Source organism: Pseudomonas sp. Hp2, from assembly GCF_006386585.1.
GTDB lineage: Bacteria > Pseudomonadota > Gammaproteobacteria > Xanthomonadales > Xanthomonadaceae > Pseudomonas_S > Pseudomonas_S boreopolis.
Genome location: NZ_VAHJ01000001.1, coordinates 630,630 through 645,072, shown reverse-complemented (window position 1 = coordinate 645,072; position 14,443 = coordinate 630,630). Strand labels below are relative to the sequence as shown.

The following is a 14,443-nucleotide window of genomic DNA, read 5'->3' as shown; positions in this document are numbered from 1 at the left end:
ACCGCTGCCGTCCACGCTCAGCTGTCCTCGTCGAAGCGGCGTTCGAACAGGGCGACCAGCGCGTCCATGGCCTGCGCCTCGTCGTCGCCGTCCACGCGCACCGTCACCGGCGTGCCCTGGCCGGCGGCCAGCAGCATCACGCCCATGATGCTCTTGGCGTTGACCTCGCGTCCCTTGGCCGCCAGCGTGGCGCTGCAGCGGTACGACGACAGGGTCTGCACCAGCTTGGCGGTGGCCCTGGCGTGCAGCCCGAGGCGGTTGGATACGATGAGTTCGCGTTCAAGCATCGTCGATGATCGCTCCGTTGCGGGTGCCTGCCGCCGCGGTGGCGGGCAGGTCCTGCAGTTCTTGTTCGGGGTAGTTCATGACCCGCAACAGCATCGGCAGGCTCAGCGCGGACACGCGCCGGACCGGCGTGCCCAGCTGCGCCACGCGCCGGGCGAGATTGCTGGGGCTGGCGCCGTACAGGTCGGTCATGACCAGCACGCCTTCGCCCGTGTCGACCCGCCGCAACGCCGCCGACGCCTGCGGCAGCAGGGCATCGAGGTCGGCGTCGAACGGGACTTCGAAGGCTTCGGTCTTCAACGGCAGTTGCCGCAGCAACCCCGTGGCGACGCTCAACAGCGCGCTGCCGATGCCGGGGTGGGTGATGAGGAGGATGCCACAGGCCATGGCGGAACGTTAACAGGTCGGCGTGACCGGACGATAGCGTCTTGCCGGGATTGCCGGCGGGATGCACCGGCCCACGCCGGCCGCTCTTGAGATCGGTTCCGGCGCCCCGATGGGGGCAGGGTCAGTCGAGCTCGCGATGGAAGGTGGCCACCTCGGGCCAGCCCTGCTCGCGGGCATGGCGGGCCAGGCGCTCGGCCAGGTACACCGAGCGGTGCTTGCCGCCGGTGCAGCCGAAGGCGATGGTCACGTAGCTGCGGGTGTCGTTGCGCAGGCGCGGCAGCCAGGTGTCGAGCAGGCCGGTGATCTGCTCGACGTAGCGCACCACTTCCGGCTGCCGTTCCAGGTAGTCGCGCACGCCGGCGTCGCGGCCGGTGAGCGGGCGCAGGTCCGGCTCCCAGTGCGGGTTCGGCAGTACGCGGGCATCGAACACGAAATCGGCCTCGGCCGGCACGCCGCGCTTGTAGGCGAACGATTCGAACAGCAGCGAAAGGCGGTTGTCGTCGTGGCTGAGCGCGAACTCGGTGATCACGCGCCGGCGCAACTGGTGCACGTTGAGCGTTGAAGTGTCGACGATCGCGTCGGCCTGCTCGCGCAGAGGCGCGGTCAGCACGCGCTCGCGCGCGATCGCCTCCGGCAGCGACAGGCCCAGGTGGCTGAGCGGGTGCCGGCGGCGGGTATCGGCGTAGCGCTTGAGCAGCGCCTCGTCGCTGGCCTCGAAGAACAGCAGGCGCGCGCCGATGCCGTACTGCTGCGCGCGCTCGCGCCATTGCGCCAGCTGCGAGAGATCGCTGCGGCTGCGCACGTCGATGCCGACCGCGAGGCGCTGCTCGCCGACGGGCTGGTCGGCCAGGCGGCTGCGCACGAAGTCCGGCAGCAGCTCCACCGGCAGGTTGTCCGAGCAGTAGTAGTCCAGGTCCTCGAAGGTCTTCAGCGCCACCGACTTGCCCGAGCCGGACAGGCCGCTGACGATGACCAGGGTATGGCCGGCCTGGCTCATGGGTGGCGCCGCTCCAGCAGGTTGCTGTGGCGGGCGATGAACATCGCGGCCGGATCGATGCCCTTGGTGCGCAGGATGTGCAGGCGCGTGGCGGCCTCGGTCAATACCGCCAGGTTGCGGCCGGGCATCACCGGCAGGGTGATCAGCGGCACGTCCAGGTCCAGCACGTGGCGGGTGCCGGAATCGCCGGTCAGGCGCTCGTAGCCGTGCGGGGTGGGTTCGGTCATCGGCTTGGTCAGGTGCACGATCAGGCGCAGGTACTTGTTCTTCTTCACCGCGGTGTCGCCGAACATGTCGCGCACGTTCAGCACGCCCAGGCCGCGCACCTCCAGCAGGTCCTGCAACAGTTCCGGGCAGGTGCCGTCGAGCACGTCCGGGGCGATCTGGGTGAATTCTGGCGCATCGTCGGCGACAAGCCGATGACCGCGGCTGAGCAGTTCCAGCGCCAGCTCGCTCTTGCCGGAGCCGGCCTCGCCGGTGATCAGCACGCCGATCGAGTAGATCTCCATGAACACGCCGTGCAGCGTGACCCGCGGCGCGAGCGTGCGCGCCAGGTGGTAGGAGAGGTGGTTGAGCAGCTCGTGGCCGCGCTTGGGCGAGACCCACAGCGGGATGTTGGCCTCGTCGGCGGCCGCGCGCAGGTCCTCCGGGCAGGCCTGGTTCTTGCTGATCACCAGCGCCAGCGGCTGGTATTGGACGATCTTCTCGATCGTCTCCCAGCGTTGGCGCGAGTCGAGCGAATCCAGCCAGGTCAGCTCCTCCGTGCCGAGGATCTGCACCTTGTTGGGGTAGATCGCGTTGAGGTAGCCGGCCAGCGAGGGCCGGCGCGAGTTGGTGCCGCCGGCCTCGATCTCGCGATGCTCGCCCTTGTGCCCGGCGATCCAGCGCAAGCCCAGTTTCTCGCGCTGCTGGTCGAACAGCTCGCGCGCGGAAATGCTGGTGTTCATGCGGCACCGGCCCGGAGGGGCGCGCGCGGGCGCGCGCGATGCTGCATCGTCACTCGGTCTCTCATCGACATGGGTTCTCTCTCGTTCTTGCTTGCCTGGCCCGCGCCGAGGCGCGGCGGGACCGCCCCGGCGGCGTCAACAGACCCCGGGAGTATGCGTGGAAAGCAGGTGCAGCAGCGCCGTTTCGTCCGGCGCCCGGCGCAGCGCGTCGCGGAAGGCCGGGTCCGAGAAATGCTCGGCCAGCTCGGACAGCAGCATCAGGTGTTCGTGGGTGTAGTGGCCGGGGACGGCCATGGCGAACAGCAGGTCGACCGGCTCGGCGGCGCCGAAATCGATCGGGCGCTGCAGGCGGATCAGGGCGCCGCGCGGTTCGCTCAGCCCGGGGCAGCGCCCGTGCGGGATGGCGATGCCGTGGCCGATGGCGGTGCTGCAGAGCGCCTCGCGCTCGCGCAGGCTGGCCAGCAGTTCGTCGCTACCGGCCTGGCGGCAGGCCAGCAGGCCGGCCGCCAGGCCCAATACGCTTTCGCGGTCGGCGGCCGGCGACACCACGGTGCGCACGGCCGCCATCAGCTGGGTCAGGAGCATGCTTGGATCAGGCGGGACAGTCAGGCCTGATTGTCGCGCACCTCGCGGGCATGGTGGTCCTGTTTCTTTTCCTTGTGCTTGAGGATCAGGCGATCGAGCTTGTCGGCAAGCAGGTCGATGGCGGCGTACATGGTCGGCGCGCTGGCGTCGGCATGCAGGGTGCGCCCCGGGAGGTTGACGGTGGCGATCACGTGGTGGTCGGGCTTCTTCAGCGCCAGTTGGGTGCGGACTTCGCAGTGCTGGTCGAAATGACGCTGCAGGCGCTGCAGCTTGGTCTCCACGTATTCGCGCAGGGCGGGAGTGACTTCGACTTGCTGGCCATACGTCTCGATACGCATCGGATACCTCCATTGGTTCGGTGGGCCAATGAACTTCCCGCCCCGACGAGGAGTCAGGCGATGCGTACGCGCTCGTGGGAGGCGGAAATGTTCATGGCCTCACGATACTTCGCCACGGTGCGGCGCGCCACTGGCACGCCGGAGGTCTTGAGCAGCTCAGCCAGCTTGGCGTCAGACAGGGGCTTGCGCGGGTTCTCCGCCTCGATCAGGCGCCGGATCATCGCCTGAATGGCCGTGCTGGAGGCCTCCCCGCCGCTGTCGGTATCGATGCCGGACGCAAAGAAGGCGCGCAGCGGGATCGTCCCGCGCGGGGTGCGCACGTACTTGCGGGCGATGGCGCGGGAGACGGTCGATTCGTGCAGCCCCAGTTCGCCGGCGATTTCGCGCAGGGTCAGCGGCCGCAGCGCCTGTTCACCGAATTCCAGGAACCCGGCCTGCTCCTTGAGCAGGCAGCGCACCACCTTGAGCAGGGTCTCCCCGCGCGCTTCCAGGCCCTTGAGCAGCCAGCGCGCCTCCTGCAGCTGGGTGCGCAGGTAGCCGGCGTCGGCCTCGCCGCAGCGGCGGATCAGCTGCTCGTAGCCGCGGTGGATGGTGATCTTCGGCTGCGAGCGGCCGGCCAGCGCGGCGCGCCAGACGCCGCGCTGGCGCCAGATCACGCAGTCCGGCGTCACGTACGTGTCCGGCGCCAGCTCGCCGACCTGCTTGCCGGGGCGCGGATCGAGCGAGCGCACCAGTTGCACGGCCTGTTCGACCTCGTCGGGCGGGCGCTTCAGCTCATGGGCCAGGCCGGCGACGCCGGCGCGCGGCAACCGGTCGAGCGGCCCGGCCACGATCTGCAGCGCCAGCTCGCGCCCGGGCGTGCCGGCCGGGAGGACCTCCAGTTGCAGCGCCAGGCATTCGCCGAGCGAGCGCGCCGCCACGCCGAGCGGGTCGAAGCGCTGGATCTGGTGCAGGACGGCGAGGATCTCGTCCTCGTCGGTGTGGAATTCGCCGGCGAGCGTCTCGGCGATCGCGGCGATCGGCTCGCGCAGGTAGCCGTCGTCGTCCAGCGCGTCGATCAGCGCGGCGCCGATGCGGCGGTCGCGGGCCGACAGGTGCGACAGGTGCAGTTGCCAGAGCAGGTGGTCGGCCAGCGTTTCCGGGTCGGCGACCCGTTCGGCCGGGTTGGCCTGGTCGTCGTCGTCATGGGAGCCGGGGGCGGCGGTCCAGGCGGTTTCGTCGGGGCTCCAGTCGCCGTCCTGGTCCTCGTCCCGGGAAGGGGGGGCGGCATCGGCGTCGCGGCCGTCCTCCGCGGCGTTCCCGTCCAGCGAGAGCTGGGCGTCCTCCACCCATTCCAGCAGCGGGTTGGTCTCCACCGCCTCGGCGATCTCCAGTTCCAGCTCGGCGGCGGACATCTGCAGCAGACGGATGGCCTGACGCAGCTGCGGCGTCATGACCAGCTGTTGCCCCATCGATGTCTGCAGCCTTGCCTTCATGTCGGTCCCGTGGGGGGAAGCGCCGGGCCGCGGCCGCAGGTCAGAGCCGGAAGGTCTCTCCCAGGTAGACGCGGCGCACGTCCGGATTGGCGAGGATGTCGTCCGGGGCCCCCTGCGCGAGGACGACGCCCTCGGCGAGGATATACGCGCGGTCGCAGATTCCCAAGGTTTCGCGCACGTTGTGGTCGGTGATCAGCACGCCGATGCCGCGCTCCTTGAGGTGGGTGACGATGCGCTGGATCTCGCCGACGGAGATCGGGTCGACGCCGGCGAAGGGCTCGTCCAGCAGCATCAGGCGCGGCTTGGCGGCCAGGGCCCGGGCGATCTCGACGCGCCGGCGCTCGCCGCCGGACAGGCTGGCGCCGAGCTGCTCGGCGACGTGGCTGACCTGCAGTTCGTCCAGCAGCGAGGCCAGTTCCTTCTCGCGGCCGGCGGCGTCCAGGTCCTCGCGCAGCTCCAGCACCAGGCGGATGTTGTCGGCCACGCTGAGCTTGCGGAACACCGACGGTTCCTGGGGCAGGTAGCCGACGCCGAGCTTGGCGCGGCGGTACATGGGCTCGGCGGTGATGTCCTGGCCGTCCAGTTCGATGCGCCCGGAGTCGGCCTCGACCAGCCCGACGATCATGTAGAAGCAGGTGGTCTTGCCGGCGCCGTTGGGACCGAGCAGGCCGACCACCTCGCCGGCCTCCAGCGACAGGCCGAACTCGCGCACCACCTCGCGCTGCTTGTAGCGCTTGCGCAGGCCGCTGGCGACCAGCATCACTTCTTCTCCTGCGTGGGCGCCGCCGGCGTGGCGGTCTTGTTCTTGGGCTGGATCACGGTGCGCACGCGCGAGCCGTCGCCGCCGCTCTGCATGTCGCCGGTCTTGGTGTTGTAGACCATGCGCTGGCCGGCGTTGGTGCCCTTGGCCGATTCGACGCGGTAGTTGCCCGTGAGGATCACGACGTCCTGGTTGACCTGGTACTCGATGTTGTCGGCGCGGCCGTTCATCCAGGTGCCGTCGTCCAGCTGCTGCTTCAGCGTGGCCTGCCTGCCGGTGAGCACCACCTTGTCGACCTGGCCGTCCTTCTGGAAGACGTCGGCGGTATCGGCGTGGATTTCCAGGGTGCCCTGGAGGATCACCACGTCGCCGCTGTAGCGCACCTTGGCGTTGTCGCCGAGCATGCTGCCGCTCTGGGTGGCGGCGTCGATGGTCATCGGTTCGTTGCGGTCGCTGGTCTTGGCGACGGCGAGCATGGGCAGCGCCAGGGCGAGCAGCGCCAGCGCCACTGACTTACTTGGCAGCATTCGGTTCATATCGGGTCTTGACCTGTGAAAGGAGCTGGTACTGCCGGGTCTTGAGGTCGGCCTCGAAGCCGACGCCACGCTGGATGATACCCGGCCGGGTCATGGTGACCGGCTCGGCGGTCTTGGCGAGGTTCCGCTTCGGGAACACGTCCAGGCTCTCGGTGCGCAGCGTGGTCGGCGGGACGTTGCCGGTGGTCGGGCTGTCGCCCATGACGTCCTCGCGCAGGCGCAGCTCGTCGCCGCTGGGGCTGAGCCAGCCGGTCTTGGCGCGCAGGGTCCATTCCTGGTCGTTGTTGTCCGGGATCAGGAACAGCGGCGTGGTGATGTGCGAGATCTCGTCGGCGCGGTCCCGGTGCATCTCCGGGGCGCGCAGGACCAGCGCCACCTTGCCGGTATCCTTGTCGAGCGCGGTCATCTCGAAGTCGCGCAGCACGTAGTCCGCGCCGTTGTCGTCCGCGTCGCCGGCCGGTGCGCGGTCGCGCTGGCGCCAGGCCGACCAGCCGCTGAGGATCGCCGCCGCCAGCAACACCCAGCCGAGCACGCCGCGCCAGCTCATGCGGAGAACCTCGCGATCACCGCGTCCACCTTGTCCTGGGCCGCCAGCAGCACGTCGCAGACCTCGCGCGCGGCGCCTTCGCCGCCGCGCGCCTGGGTATGCCAGCGCACCCGCTCGGCGATCCAGGGGTGCGCGTTGGCCGGGGCGACCGGCAGGCCCACCGCCAGCAGCGCGGGCAGGTCGGGCAGGTCGTCGCCCATGAACAGCGTGTCGCCGATCGCCACGCCGTGGGCCTCGCACAGGGCTTCCACCGCCAGGCGCTTGTTCTTCACGCCGATCTGCACGTGCAGGCCGAGGTCCTGGCCGCGCTTCTCCGCCGACAGGCTGGAGCGCGCCGTGATCAGCGCGACGTGGATGCCGGCCGCCTCCAGCTGCTTGAGGCCCTGGCCGTCGAGCACGTTGAAGGCCTTGCTCTCGTTGCCGGCATGGTCGTAGTACAGGCGCCCGTCGGTCAGGGTGCCGTCCACGTCGAAGCACGCCAGGCGGATCCGCGCGGCGCGGGCGGCGAGCTCTTGGGGCAGGCGGTGCAGCGGCGAGTAGGGCATCGGGATGGGGACTTGGCTATCCGTGTCGTTCATGGGGGCGCAGGGGCGGTTACACCACCTTGGCGCGCAACAGGTCGTGAATGTTCAGCGCGCCGACGGCGCGGCGGCGCTCGTCGACCACGATCAGGCCGTTGATCTTGTGCGCCTCCATCAGCCGCGCCGCCTCGGCCGCCAGCTGGTCGGCGCCGATCGTGCGGGGATTGCGCGTCATTACCTCGGCGATGCGGGTATTGCGCACGTCGATGTCGCTGTCGAGGGCGCGGCGCAGGTCGCCGTCGGTGAACAGGCCGAGCAGGGTGCCGTCGGCATCGACGATGGCGGTCATGCCCAGGCGCTTGCGGCTCATTTCCATCAGCGCCTCGCTGACGGTGGCGTCCTCGCGCACGCTCGGCAGGTCTTCGCCGCCGTGCATGATGTCGGTGATGTGCAGCAGCAGGCGGCGCCCCAGGCTGCCGGCCGGGTGCGAGCGGGCGAAGTCGTCGGCGGTGAAGCCGCGCGCGTCCAGCAGCGCCACCGCCAGGGCGTCGCCCATCGCCAGCGAGGCGGTGGTGCTGGAGGTGGGGGCGAGGTCGAGCGGGCAGGCCTCGACCGGGATGCTCACGTCCAGGTGGACGTCGGCCGCCTGCGCCAGGGTCGAGCCCGGCCGGCCGGTCATCGCGACGATCGGGTTGCCCTGCCGCTTGAGCACCGGCAGCAGCATGCGGATCTCGTCGGACTCGCCGGAATAGGACAGCGCCAGGACCACGTCGGCCTCGGTGATCATGCCCAGGTCGCCGTGACCGGCCTCGCCGGGGTGCACGAAGAAGGCCGGGGTGCCGGTCGAGGCCAGGGTCGCGGCGATCTTGCGGGCGACATGCCCGGACTTGCCCATGCCGGTGGCGACCACGCGCCCGCGGCTGCCGAGGATCAGGCGGCAGGCGGCCGCGAAGTCCTCGCCGATGCGCTCGCCCACCGTCGCCAGCGCGCCGCGCTCGATCTCCATCACGCGCCGGCCGCTGGCGACCAGGTCGGCGTCGCGGACGGCATCGAGGGACAGGGGCGACACGGCCATGCGGGACCCGGACGGAGAGTAGAATGGCCGATCATTTTATTAGGAAAGCCCGTTGGACGCCGAAACCATCCGTAAACTCATCGAGACCGGCCTGCCGCAGTCCCGCGCCGAGGTGCACGGCGAGGACGGCGTGCATTTCGAAGCGACCGTGGTCTGCGAGGCCTTCCGCGGCAAGCTGCCGCTGGCGCGGCACCGCATGGTGTACGCCACGCTCGGCGACCTGATGGGCGGCGCGATCCACGCGTTGCAGCTGAAGACCGTCACGCCCGACGAAGCCGCCTGATCCGCTCCCCCAAGAATCCCCGCAGGAGCGGCGCCGGCCCGGCAGGGCCCCACGAGGCAGGCCGCCGCCACTCCTGCGAAAAGCCACATTCCCGGACATTTCGCACATACATGGCCAAGATCGTAGTGACCGGCGGCACGCCGCTGCACGGTGAAGTCAACATTTCCGGCGCCAAGAACGCGGTGCTGCCCATCCTCTGCGCGACCTTGCTGGCGGACGCGCCGGTGGAGGTCACCAACGTGCCGCACCTGCACGACGTGATCACCACGGTCAAGCTGCTGAGCGAGCTGGGCGCCGAGGTCGGGCTCGACGAGGGCACGCTCGCCAAGGGCAGTTCGATCGTCGTCGACCCGCGCACCGTCAACCAGCACGTGGCGCCCTACGAACTGGTCAAGACCATGCGCGCCTCGGTGCTGGTGCTGGGGCCGCTGCTGGCGCGGCACGGCGCGGCGGAGGTGTCGCTGCCGGGCGGCTGCGCGATCGGCTCGCGGCCGGTCGACCAGCACATCAAGGGGCTGCAGGCGCTGGGCGCCGAGATCGTGGTCGAGAACGGCTACATCAAGGCCACCAGCAACGGCCGGCTCAAGGGCGGCCGCTACGTGTTCGACGTGGTCAGCGTCACCGGCACCGAGAACGTGCTGATGGCCGCGACCCTGGCCGAGGGCACCACGGTGCTGGAGAACGCGGCGATGGAGCCGGAGGTGGTGGACCTGGCGCAATGCCTGGTCACGCTCGGCGCGAAGATCGAAGGCGCCGGCACTTCCCGGATCGTGATCGAGGGCGTGGAGCGGTTGAGCGGCGGACGCCACGCGGTGCTGCCCGATCGCATCGAGACCGGCACCTTCCTGGTCGCCGCGGCGATGACCGGCGGCCGCGTCACGGTGCGCCGCGCCCGGCCGCATACGCTCGACGCGGTGCTGGACAAGCTCAAGGAGGCCGGCGCTGAGCTGGACTGCACCGAGGACACCATCACCCTCGACATGAAGGGCCGGCGGCCGCGCGCGGTGAGCCTGACCACCGCGCCGTACCCGGCGTTCCCGACCGACATGCAGGCGCAGTTCATGGCGCTCAACTGCGTGGCCGAGGGCGTCGGCGTGATCAACGAGACGATCTTCGAGAACCGCTTCATGCACGTCAACGAACTCATGCGCCTGGGCGCGAACATCCAGATCGAGGGGCATACCGCGATCGTGCAGGGCGCCGAGCAGCTGAGCGGCGCGCCGGTGATGGCCACCGACCTGCGCGCCTCGGCGTCGCTGATCCTGGCCGGCCTGGTCGCCCAGGGCGAGACCACCATCGACCGCATCTACCACCTGGACCGTGGTTACGAGAACATCGAGGAGAAGCTGGGGGCGCTCGGAGCGACCATCCGGCGCATCGCATGATCCTGCGCGGCAAGTTCACCGCGCGCCGCAAGGCGCTGGCGGGCGTGATGCTGGTGGTCCTGGCCTGGCTCGGATACGCCTGGTACGCCGGCATGGCGATCACGCAGGGCGTCGAGCTGCGCGACATGGACTGGAACGGCGACGGCACCGCCAGCCGCAGCGAGATCGCGCAGGCGTTCTACGCGGTGGCGGTGAAGAAGACGGTGGACGGCAACCGCCACTGCAGCACGTTCTACTGGCGCGGCAGCGGCCAGCAGATCCGCGTGGACTGCCGCACCGTGTTCAAGCAGGAATCGGCGGGCGACGCCAAGTAACCGGTTTGGCGGGCACCGCGGGAGCGATCGGCGTCGCTCCGGCGGTGTCTTCGCCTCAGCGCACCGACTGGATGGTCAGGTCGAGCGAATCCTGGCCCTTGTCCCGCTGCAGCAGCCGCGCCGGTACCGGCAGGCTGGGCACGATCCAGGCGATCAGCTCCTTGTCGCCATCGGTGCGCGAGACCTTGGTGGCCTGCTGCGACTTGCCGTTGACGGTGATGTTTTCCTTGCCCACGACCTTGTAGGTCATCGGCTTGACGCGGCCCTCGTCGACCATGCGGTAGCTGAGCGACTTGCCGGCCGCCAGGTCGCGCGCGATCGCCAGGTTGATCAGCAGCGCGTCCATGTCGCCCGGCTGCAGCGCCACCGGGCCGCGGCGGTCCGGCTTGATGTCGCCGCTCCAGGTGGCCTGGCGGCTGTTCCAGTCGTAGCTGGCCTGCACGTTGCGCTTCTTCACCAGCAGCGAGGACGAGTCGTTGCTGCTCAGCGGGCGCAGCTGGCCGTTCTGCTCGTCGAACACGGTGCTCTGGCTGAGGTTGGCGAGCTGGTTCTGGATCGTCAGCGTGTAGCGCCACTGGTTGTTGCCGGCCGCGGCCAGGGTCATCGTGCCGTTGGCCTGCATGCCCATGTAGTTGGCCTTGTAGTCGGCCTGGAAAGGCTGGATCGCCAGCGCCGGCAGGCTCGCCAGCGCGAGGCCGGCGGCGGCGATCAGGGAAAGGGAACGCTTGAGGCTGTTCATCGGCTCAGACTCCTTGGTATTCGATCAGGCGCAGGTCGATCTGGTCCTCGCCCTTGTCGCGTTGCAGGATGCGCACCGGCGTGGGTACGCCGTTGGCGATCCAGAGGATGGTTTCGTTGTCGCCGCTGTTGATGCGCTGGACGCGCAGCGCGTCGTAGCTGAGGTCGCCGACCTGGACGCTCTCGGTCGCCTCCGCGGCGCGATAGTCGTACTGCCTTACCCGGCCCAGGTCGACGTAACGGTAGCTCATGGCCTGGCCGGGGCGCGCATCGCGCATCAGCGACAGGTTCAGCAGCAGGGCGCTCTGGTCGCCGGGCTTGAGCGCGATCGGCTGGCGGCGTTCCTTCTTCAGGTCGCCTTCCCATTGCACCGTGCCGTTCTTCCAGTCGTAGACGCCGGTGACCTGCTTGCCGAAGAACAGCGCCTTCCTGACCGTGCTCTGGGTCAGCGGCACGTAGACGCTGCCGTCGTTGCGGAACACCGTGCTCTGCTCGAGGTTCAGCCCCAGCACGCTGGCGAAGCCCTTGCGCCCGCGCACCGCCATGTCCACGCGCCACTGGTCGCCGCCCGTGTGGGTGACCTGCATGGTGGCGTCGCCGGCTTCCTTGCCCTTGTAGAAGGCCTGGTAGGTGGCGACGAAGGGCTCCAGCGCCGGCGGCGTCCATTCCTGCGCGGGCAGGGCGGGGACCTCGGTGGCGGCCGGGGGGGCAGGCGGCTCCTGCGCGTTGCCCGTCGCCATCGGCAACAGCAGGGAAGCGAGCAGCAGCGTGGAGCGGAAGGCGGGCATGGAGGGATACGCGGGAAGGTCAGGCATCAGCATGCCTGAAGAAGGGTCACGGGGATGTGTCCGTATTCAGCGCGAGAGATGGCCCGCCGAATCTAGGCGCAACGGCGTAAACAGGTCCTGACCGTCCAGGCGCAGGGTTCCCTCGCGTTCATTCAGGCGGCCGCCGGCCAGCAGGGCCAGGCTGGCGACCAGCAAGGGGTGCTCGCGTTCCAGCACCCGGGCGGCCAGGGTGGCCACGTCGTCGCCCGGCAGCACCGGCACCACCGCCTGCGCGATCACCGGGCCGGCATCCAGTTCCGGCACCACCACGTGCACGCTGGCGCCATGCTCGGCGTCGCCGGCCTCCAGGGCGCGCAGGTGGGTGTGCAGGCCGCGGTGCCGCGGCAGCAGGGAGGGATGGATGTTGATCATGCGGCCGGCGAAGCGGCACACCAGCGCCTCGCCGAGGATGCGCATGTAGCCGGCACAGACGATCCAGTCCGGGCGGCTGGCCGCGATCGCGTCGCCGAGCGCCGCGTCGAAGGCCTCCCGGCCGGGGAAGTCCTTGGGGCGGGCCGACCAGCGCAGCGGCTCGGGTACCTTGCCCAGCGCCGCGGCGTCCGGGCGGTCGGAGAACACGCCGACGACCTCCGCTTCCAGCCGGCCGGCCTCGATGGCGTCGAGGATGGCCTGCAGGTTGCTGCCACGGCCGGAAGCCAGTACCGCGATGCGCATGCTCATGCCGCCGATTCCCTTGCCCTGGTGCCGCGGCGACTCAGGGCGCGGGCGCGTCGAACAGGGCCTTCACCTGCGGGCGCAGCAGCACCACCAGGGTGAACACGCCGAGCACCGTGCCGAGCGGCATGAGGGCGCAGGAGAGCCCGGCCACGACCAGGCACAGCAGGTGCCGCCGCCGTCGCGCGATGCAGCGCCCGGCATAGGCCATCGATGCCGCCAGCCCCATCCCGCCGAGGATGAACAGGGCCGCGAAGCCCACGAAGAACCAGCCGAACAGCCGTGGGTCCATGGGCGGGGCGTCCGCGCCCTGGGGCTCCATGGGCATCCGCCCGGTGACGATCGCCAGGCCCATGAACAGGTGGATCAGCGGGAACAGCGAGAACAGGGCGGTGAGGCCGGCGAGCACGTAATGGAAGATCGAGAGCAGCCGGAGCTGCTGCACGTCCTCGGGCGTGGCCGGCAACTGCGGTGGCGTGGCGGCTTCCATGCGGGTCCTGCACGCTCAGCCGATGCGCACGCGTTCGCCGGCGCCCGCGGCCACCACCTGGCCGATCCGCCAGTGCGCCAGGCCCTGACCGTCCAGCGCCTGTTCCAGCGCGGCCGCCTGCGCCGGCTCGGCCACCAGCACGAAACCGATGCCGCAATTGAAGGTGCGCCACATCTCGGCGTCTTCCACCGCGCCCTCGCGCTGCAACCATTGGAACACCGGCGGCAGCGGCCAGCTGCACGCATCGATGTCCAGGCCGAGGTCTTCGGGGATCACGCGGATGATGTTCTCGGTCAATCCGCCGCCGGTGACATGGGCCATGGCGTGGATGGCTTCGCCGTGGGACGCCAGCAACGCCAGCACCGGCTTCACGTACAGCGCGGTGGGCGCCATCAGCGCGTCGATCAGCTTCACGCCGCCCACGTCCAGGTCGGCCGGGGAGCCGGCGCGCTCGTAGATGCGGCGGACCAGCGAGTAGCCGTTCGAATGCGGGCCGGAGGAGGCGATGCCGATCAGCACGTCGCCCTCGCGGACCTTGCCGCCGTCCAGCAGCCGCGATTTCTCCACCGCCGCCACGCAGAAGCCGGCCAGGTCGTACTCGCCCGGCGGATACATGTCGGGCATCTCGGCGGTCTCGCCGCCGATCAGCGCGCAGCCGGACAGTTCGCAGCCGCGCGCGATGCCGCCGACCACCGCGGCCGCGGTGTCCACGTCCAGCTTGCCGGTGGCGAAGTAGTCCAGGAAGAACAGCGGCTCGGCGCCCTGGACCAGCACGTCGTTGACGCACATCGCGACCAGGTCGATGCCGATCGTGTCGTGGCGGTTCAGCTGCTGGGCCAGCTTCAGCTTGGTGCCTACGCCATCGGTGCCGGACACCAGCACCGGCTCCTTGTACTTGCCGGACAGGTCGAACAGCGCGCCGAAGCCGCCCAGCCCGCCCATCACCTCCGGCCGGAAGCTGCGCTTGACCAGCGGCTTGATGCGTTCCACCAAGGCGTTGCCGGCATCGATGTCGACGCCTGCGTCGCGGTAGGTCAAGGGCGTGGGGGCGGAAGGGGATGGGCTGGTCACGGGCGGCGGCTCGGCGGAAAGGGCGCGATTTTAGCAGCCACGTTGGCGCCAGGCCCGCATTCGGGCAACAATTCCCCCGGAATACGTCGAGCTAGAGCGTGTTATGCCCTTCTTCATGAGATGCGTCGGTCGGCTCCGCGCCGTTGACGGCCCGTCCCCCGGGACCCTGCCGGGAATGCTGCGGTCCCGCGTCGCGCGCCTGGCCTC

At 70.0% G+C, this 14,443-nt stretch carries 20 protein-coding genes; 3 read left to right on the top strand and 17 right to left on the bottom strand.

Annotation, left to right across the window (positions count from 1 at the left end; translation table 11 throughout):
• Window positions 1-17 precede the first annotated feature (17 nt).
• The 12 genes from FD678_RS02710 to FD678_RS02655 all read right to left on the bottom strand — a co-directional run bounded on the left by FD678_RS02710 (window position 18) and on the right by FD678_RS02655 (window position 8,384).
• Window positions 18-287, bottom strand: coding sequence for an HPr family phosphocarrier protein (locus FD678_RS02710; protein ID WP_140719057.1), 270 nt, complete (start codon window positions 285-287; stop codon window positions 18-20).
• The gene (locus FD678_RS02705; protein WP_140719056.1) at window positions 280-672 is read right to left on the bottom strand and encodes a PTS sugar transporter subunit IIA; all 393 of its coding nucleotides are present in this window, start codon (window positions 670-672) and stop codon (window positions 280-282) included. The genes FD678_RS02710 and FD678_RS02705 overlap by 8 nt, the downstream gene beginning before the upstream one ends.
• A gap of 121 nt (window positions 673-793) precedes the next feature.
• Window positions 794-1,669 carry an RNase adapter RapZ gene (rapZ, locus tag FD678_RS02700; RefSeq protein WP_140719055.1) on the bottom strand — a complete coding sequence of 292 codons (876 nt, stop codon included), beginning with the start codon at window positions 1,667-1,669 and terminating at the stop codon, window positions 794-796.
• Window positions 1,666-2,616: an HPr(Ser) kinase/phosphatase gene (gene hprK / locus FD678_RS02695; protein ID WP_140719054.1), complete on the bottom strand. Its 951-nt coding sequence runs from the start codon at window positions 2,614-2,616 to the stop codon at window positions 1,666-1,668. The genes rapZ and hprK overlap by 4 nt, the downstream gene beginning before the upstream one ends.
• A 135-nt stretch (window positions 2,617-2,751) precedes the next feature.
• The gene (locus FD678_RS02690; RefSeq protein WP_140719053.1) at window positions 2,752-3,201 is read right to left on the bottom strand and encodes a PTS sugar transporter subunit IIA; all 450 of its coding nucleotides are present in this window, start codon (window positions 3,199-3,201) and stop codon (window positions 2,752-2,754) included.
• A gap of 20 nt (window positions 3,202-3,221) precedes the next feature.
• Complete coding sequence (gene hpf / locus FD678_RS02685) at window positions 3,222-3,539, bottom strand: ribosome hibernation-promoting factor, HPF/YfiA family (protein ID WP_140719052.1); 318 nt, start codon at window positions 3,537-3,539, stop codon at window positions 3,222-3,224.
• Between the two features lie 53 nt (window positions 3,540-3,592).
• Window positions 3,593-5,014 carry an RNA polymerase factor sigma-54 gene (locus FD678_RS02680; protein WP_140719051.1) on the bottom strand — a complete coding sequence of 474 codons (1,422 nt, stop codon included), beginning with the start codon at window positions 5,012-5,014 and terminating at the stop codon, window positions 3,593-3,595.
• 40 nt (window positions 5,015-5,054) lie between these two features.
• On the bottom strand, window positions 5,055-5,774 hold the full coding sequence (gene lptB / locus FD678_RS02675; RefSeq protein WP_140719050.1) for an LPS export ABC transporter ATP-binding protein: 720 nt from the start codon (window positions 5,772-5,774) through the stop codon (window positions 5,055-5,057).
• On the bottom strand, window positions 5,774-6,301 hold the full coding sequence (gene lptA, locus FD678_RS02670) for a lipopolysaccharide transport periplasmic protein LptA (RefSeq protein WP_218569452.1): 528 nt from the start codon (window positions 6,299-6,301) through the stop codon (window positions 5,774-5,776). The genes lptB and lptA overlap by 1 nt, the downstream gene beginning before the upstream one ends.
• Window positions 6,288-6,857, bottom strand: coding sequence for an LPS export ABC transporter periplasmic protein LptC (gene lptC, locus FD678_RS02665; RefSeq protein ID WP_140719048.1), 570 nt, complete (start codon window positions 6,855-6,857; stop codon window positions 6,288-6,290). Before lptC ends, lptA begins: the two co-directional genes overlap by 14 nt.
• The gene (locus FD678_RS02660) at window positions 6,854-7,435 is read right to left on the bottom strand and encodes a KdsC family phosphatase (protein WP_218569451.1); all 582 of its coding nucleotides are present in this window, start codon (window positions 7,433-7,435) and stop codon (window positions 6,854-6,856) included. Before FD678_RS02660 ends, lptC begins: the two co-directional genes overlap by 4 nt.
• 16 nt (window positions 7,436-7,451) lie before the next feature.
• Window positions 7,452-8,384 (bottom strand): KpsF/GutQ family sugar-phosphate isomerase, encoded by a 933-nt coding sequence (locus FD678_RS02655; RefSeq protein WP_256661861.1) that lies wholly within the window; start codon window positions 8,382-8,384, stop codon window positions 7,452-7,454.
• 121 nt (window positions 8,385-8,505) lie between these two features.
• Between FD678_RS02655 and FD678_RS02650 the strand changes: the two genes are divergently transcribed.
• From FD678_RS02650 to FD678_RS02640, 3 genes are all read left to right on the top strand, one after another.
• On the top strand, window positions 8,506-8,736 hold the full coding sequence (locus FD678_RS02650; protein ID WP_140719046.1) for a BolA family protein: 231 nt from the start codon (window positions 8,506-8,508) through the stop codon (window positions 8,734-8,736).
• Between the two features lie 110 nt (window positions 8,737-8,846).
• Window positions 8,847-10,121 (top strand): UDP-N-acetylglucosamine 1-carboxyvinyltransferase, encoded by a 1,275-nt coding sequence (gene murA / locus FD678_RS02645; protein ID WP_140719045.1) that lies wholly within the window; start codon window positions 8,847-8,849, stop codon window positions 10,119-10,121.
• Window positions 10,118-10,435: an EF-hand domain-containing protein gene (locus tag FD678_RS02640; protein ID WP_140719044.1), complete on the top strand. Its 318-nt coding sequence runs from the start codon at window positions 10,118-10,120 to the stop codon at window positions 10,433-10,435. Before murA ends, FD678_RS02640 begins: the two co-directional genes overlap by 4 nt.
• Window positions 10,436-10,490: 55 nt before the next feature.
• On the opposite strand, the gene FD678_RS02635 is transcribed toward FD678_RS02640, so the two are convergent.
• The 5 genes from FD678_RS02635 to purM form a co-directional block, all read right to left on the bottom strand.
• Window positions 10,491-11,174, bottom strand: a complete 684-nt coding sequence (locus FD678_RS02635) for a DUF3108 domain-containing protein (RefSeq protein ID WP_140719043.1) — start codon at window positions 11,172-11,174, stop codon at window positions 10,491-10,493.
• Window positions 11,175-11,178: 4 nt separating this feature from the next.
• The gene (locus tag FD678_RS02630; protein WP_140719934.1) at window positions 11,179-11,961 is read right to left on the bottom strand and encodes a DUF3108 domain-containing protein; all 783 of its coding nucleotides are present in this window, start codon (window positions 11,959-11,961) and stop codon (window positions 11,179-11,181) included.
• A 66-nt stretch (window positions 11,962-12,027) separates the two neighbouring features.
• Complete coding sequence (purN, locus tag FD678_RS02625; RefSeq protein WP_140719042.1) at window positions 12,028-12,681, bottom strand: phosphoribosylglycinamide formyltransferase; 654 nt, start codon at window positions 12,679-12,681, stop codon at window positions 12,028-12,030.
• Window positions 12,682-12,715: 34 nt separating this feature from the next.
• Window positions 12,716-13,165: a hypothetical protein gene (locus FD678_RS02620; RefSeq protein ID WP_140719041.1), complete on the bottom strand. Its 450-nt coding sequence runs from the start codon at window positions 13,163-13,165 to the stop codon at window positions 12,716-12,718.
• Between the two features lie 15 nt (window positions 13,166-13,180).
• Window positions 13,181-14,236, bottom strand: a complete 1,056-nt coding sequence (gene purM / locus FD678_RS02615; protein ID WP_140719040.1) for a phosphoribosylformylglycinamidine cyclo-ligase — start codon at window positions 14,234-14,236, stop codon at window positions 13,181-13,183.
• Window positions 14,237-14,443: the final 207 nt, after the last annotated feature.

Bases quoted from the DNA above. Each gene is read 5' to 3' on its own strand.
- FD678_RS02710 (WP_140719057.1), bottom strand. From the start codon at position 287: ATGCTTGAACGCGAACTCATCGTATCCAACCGCCTCGGGCTGCACGCC.
- FD678_RS02705 (WP_140719056.1), bottom strand. From the start codon at position 672: ATGGCCTGTGGCATCCTCCTCATCACCCACCCCGGCATCGGCAGCGCG.
- rapZ (WP_140719055.1), bottom strand. From the start codon at position 1,669: ATGAGCCAGGCCGGCCATACCCTGGTCATCGTCAGCGGCCTGTCCGGC.
- hprK (WP_140719054.1), bottom strand. From the start codon at position 2,616: ATGAACACCAGCATTTCCGCGCGCGAGCTGTTCGACCAGCAGCGCGAG.
- FD678_RS02690 (WP_140719053.1), bottom strand. From the start codon at position 3,201: ATGCTCCTGACCCAGCTGATGGCGGCCGTGCGCACCGTGGTGTCGCCG.
- hpf (WP_140719052.1), bottom strand. From the start codon at position 3,539: ATGCGTATCGAGACGTATGGCCAGCAAGTCGAAGTCACTCCCGCCCTG.
- FD678_RS02680 (WP_140719051.1), bottom strand. From the start codon at position 5,014: ATGAAGGCAAGGCTGCAGACATCGATGGGGCAACAGCTGGTCATGACG.
- lptB (WP_140719050.1), bottom strand. From the start codon at position 5,774: ATGCTGGTCGCCAGCGGCCTGCGCAAGCGCTACAAGCAGCGCGAGGTG.
- lptA (WP_218569452.1), bottom strand. From the start codon at position 6,301: ATGCTGCCAAGTAAGTCAGTGGCGCTGGCGCTGCTCGCCCTGGCGCTG.
- lptC (WP_140719048.1), bottom strand. From the start codon at position 6,857: ATGAGCTGGCGCGGCGTGCTCGGCTGGGTGTTGCTGGCGGCGGCGATC.
- FD678_RS02660 (WP_218569451.1), bottom strand. From the start codon at position 7,435: ATGAACGACACGGATAGCCAAGTCCCCATCCCGATGCCCTACTCGCCG.
- FD678_RS02655 (WP_256661861.1), bottom strand. From the start codon at position 8,384: ATGGAGATCGAGCGCGGCGCGCTGGCGACGGTGGGCGAGCGCATCGGC.
- murA (WP_140719045.1), top strand. From the start codon at position 8,847: ATGGCCAAGATCGTAGTGACCGGCGGCACGCCGCTGCACGGTGAAGTC.
- FD678_RS02640 (WP_140719044.1), top strand. From the start codon at position 10,118: ATGATCCTGCGCGGCAAGTTCACCGCGCGCCGCAAGGCGCTGGCGGGC.
- FD678_RS02635 (WP_140719043.1), bottom strand. From the start codon at position 11,174: ATGAACAGCCTCAAGCGTTCCCTTTCCCTGATCGCCGCCGCCGGCCTC.
- FD678_RS02630 (WP_140719934.1), bottom strand. From the start codon at position 11,961: ATGCCCGCCTTCCGCTCCACGCTGCTGCTCGCTTCCCTGCTGTTGCCG.
- purN (WP_140719042.1), bottom strand. From the start codon at position 12,681: ATGAGCATGCGCATCGCGGTACTGGCTTCCGGCCGTGGCAGCAACCTG.
- FD678_RS02620 (WP_140719041.1), bottom strand. From the start codon at position 13,165: ATGGAAGCCGCCACGCCACCGCAGTTGCCGGCCACGCCCGAGGACGTG.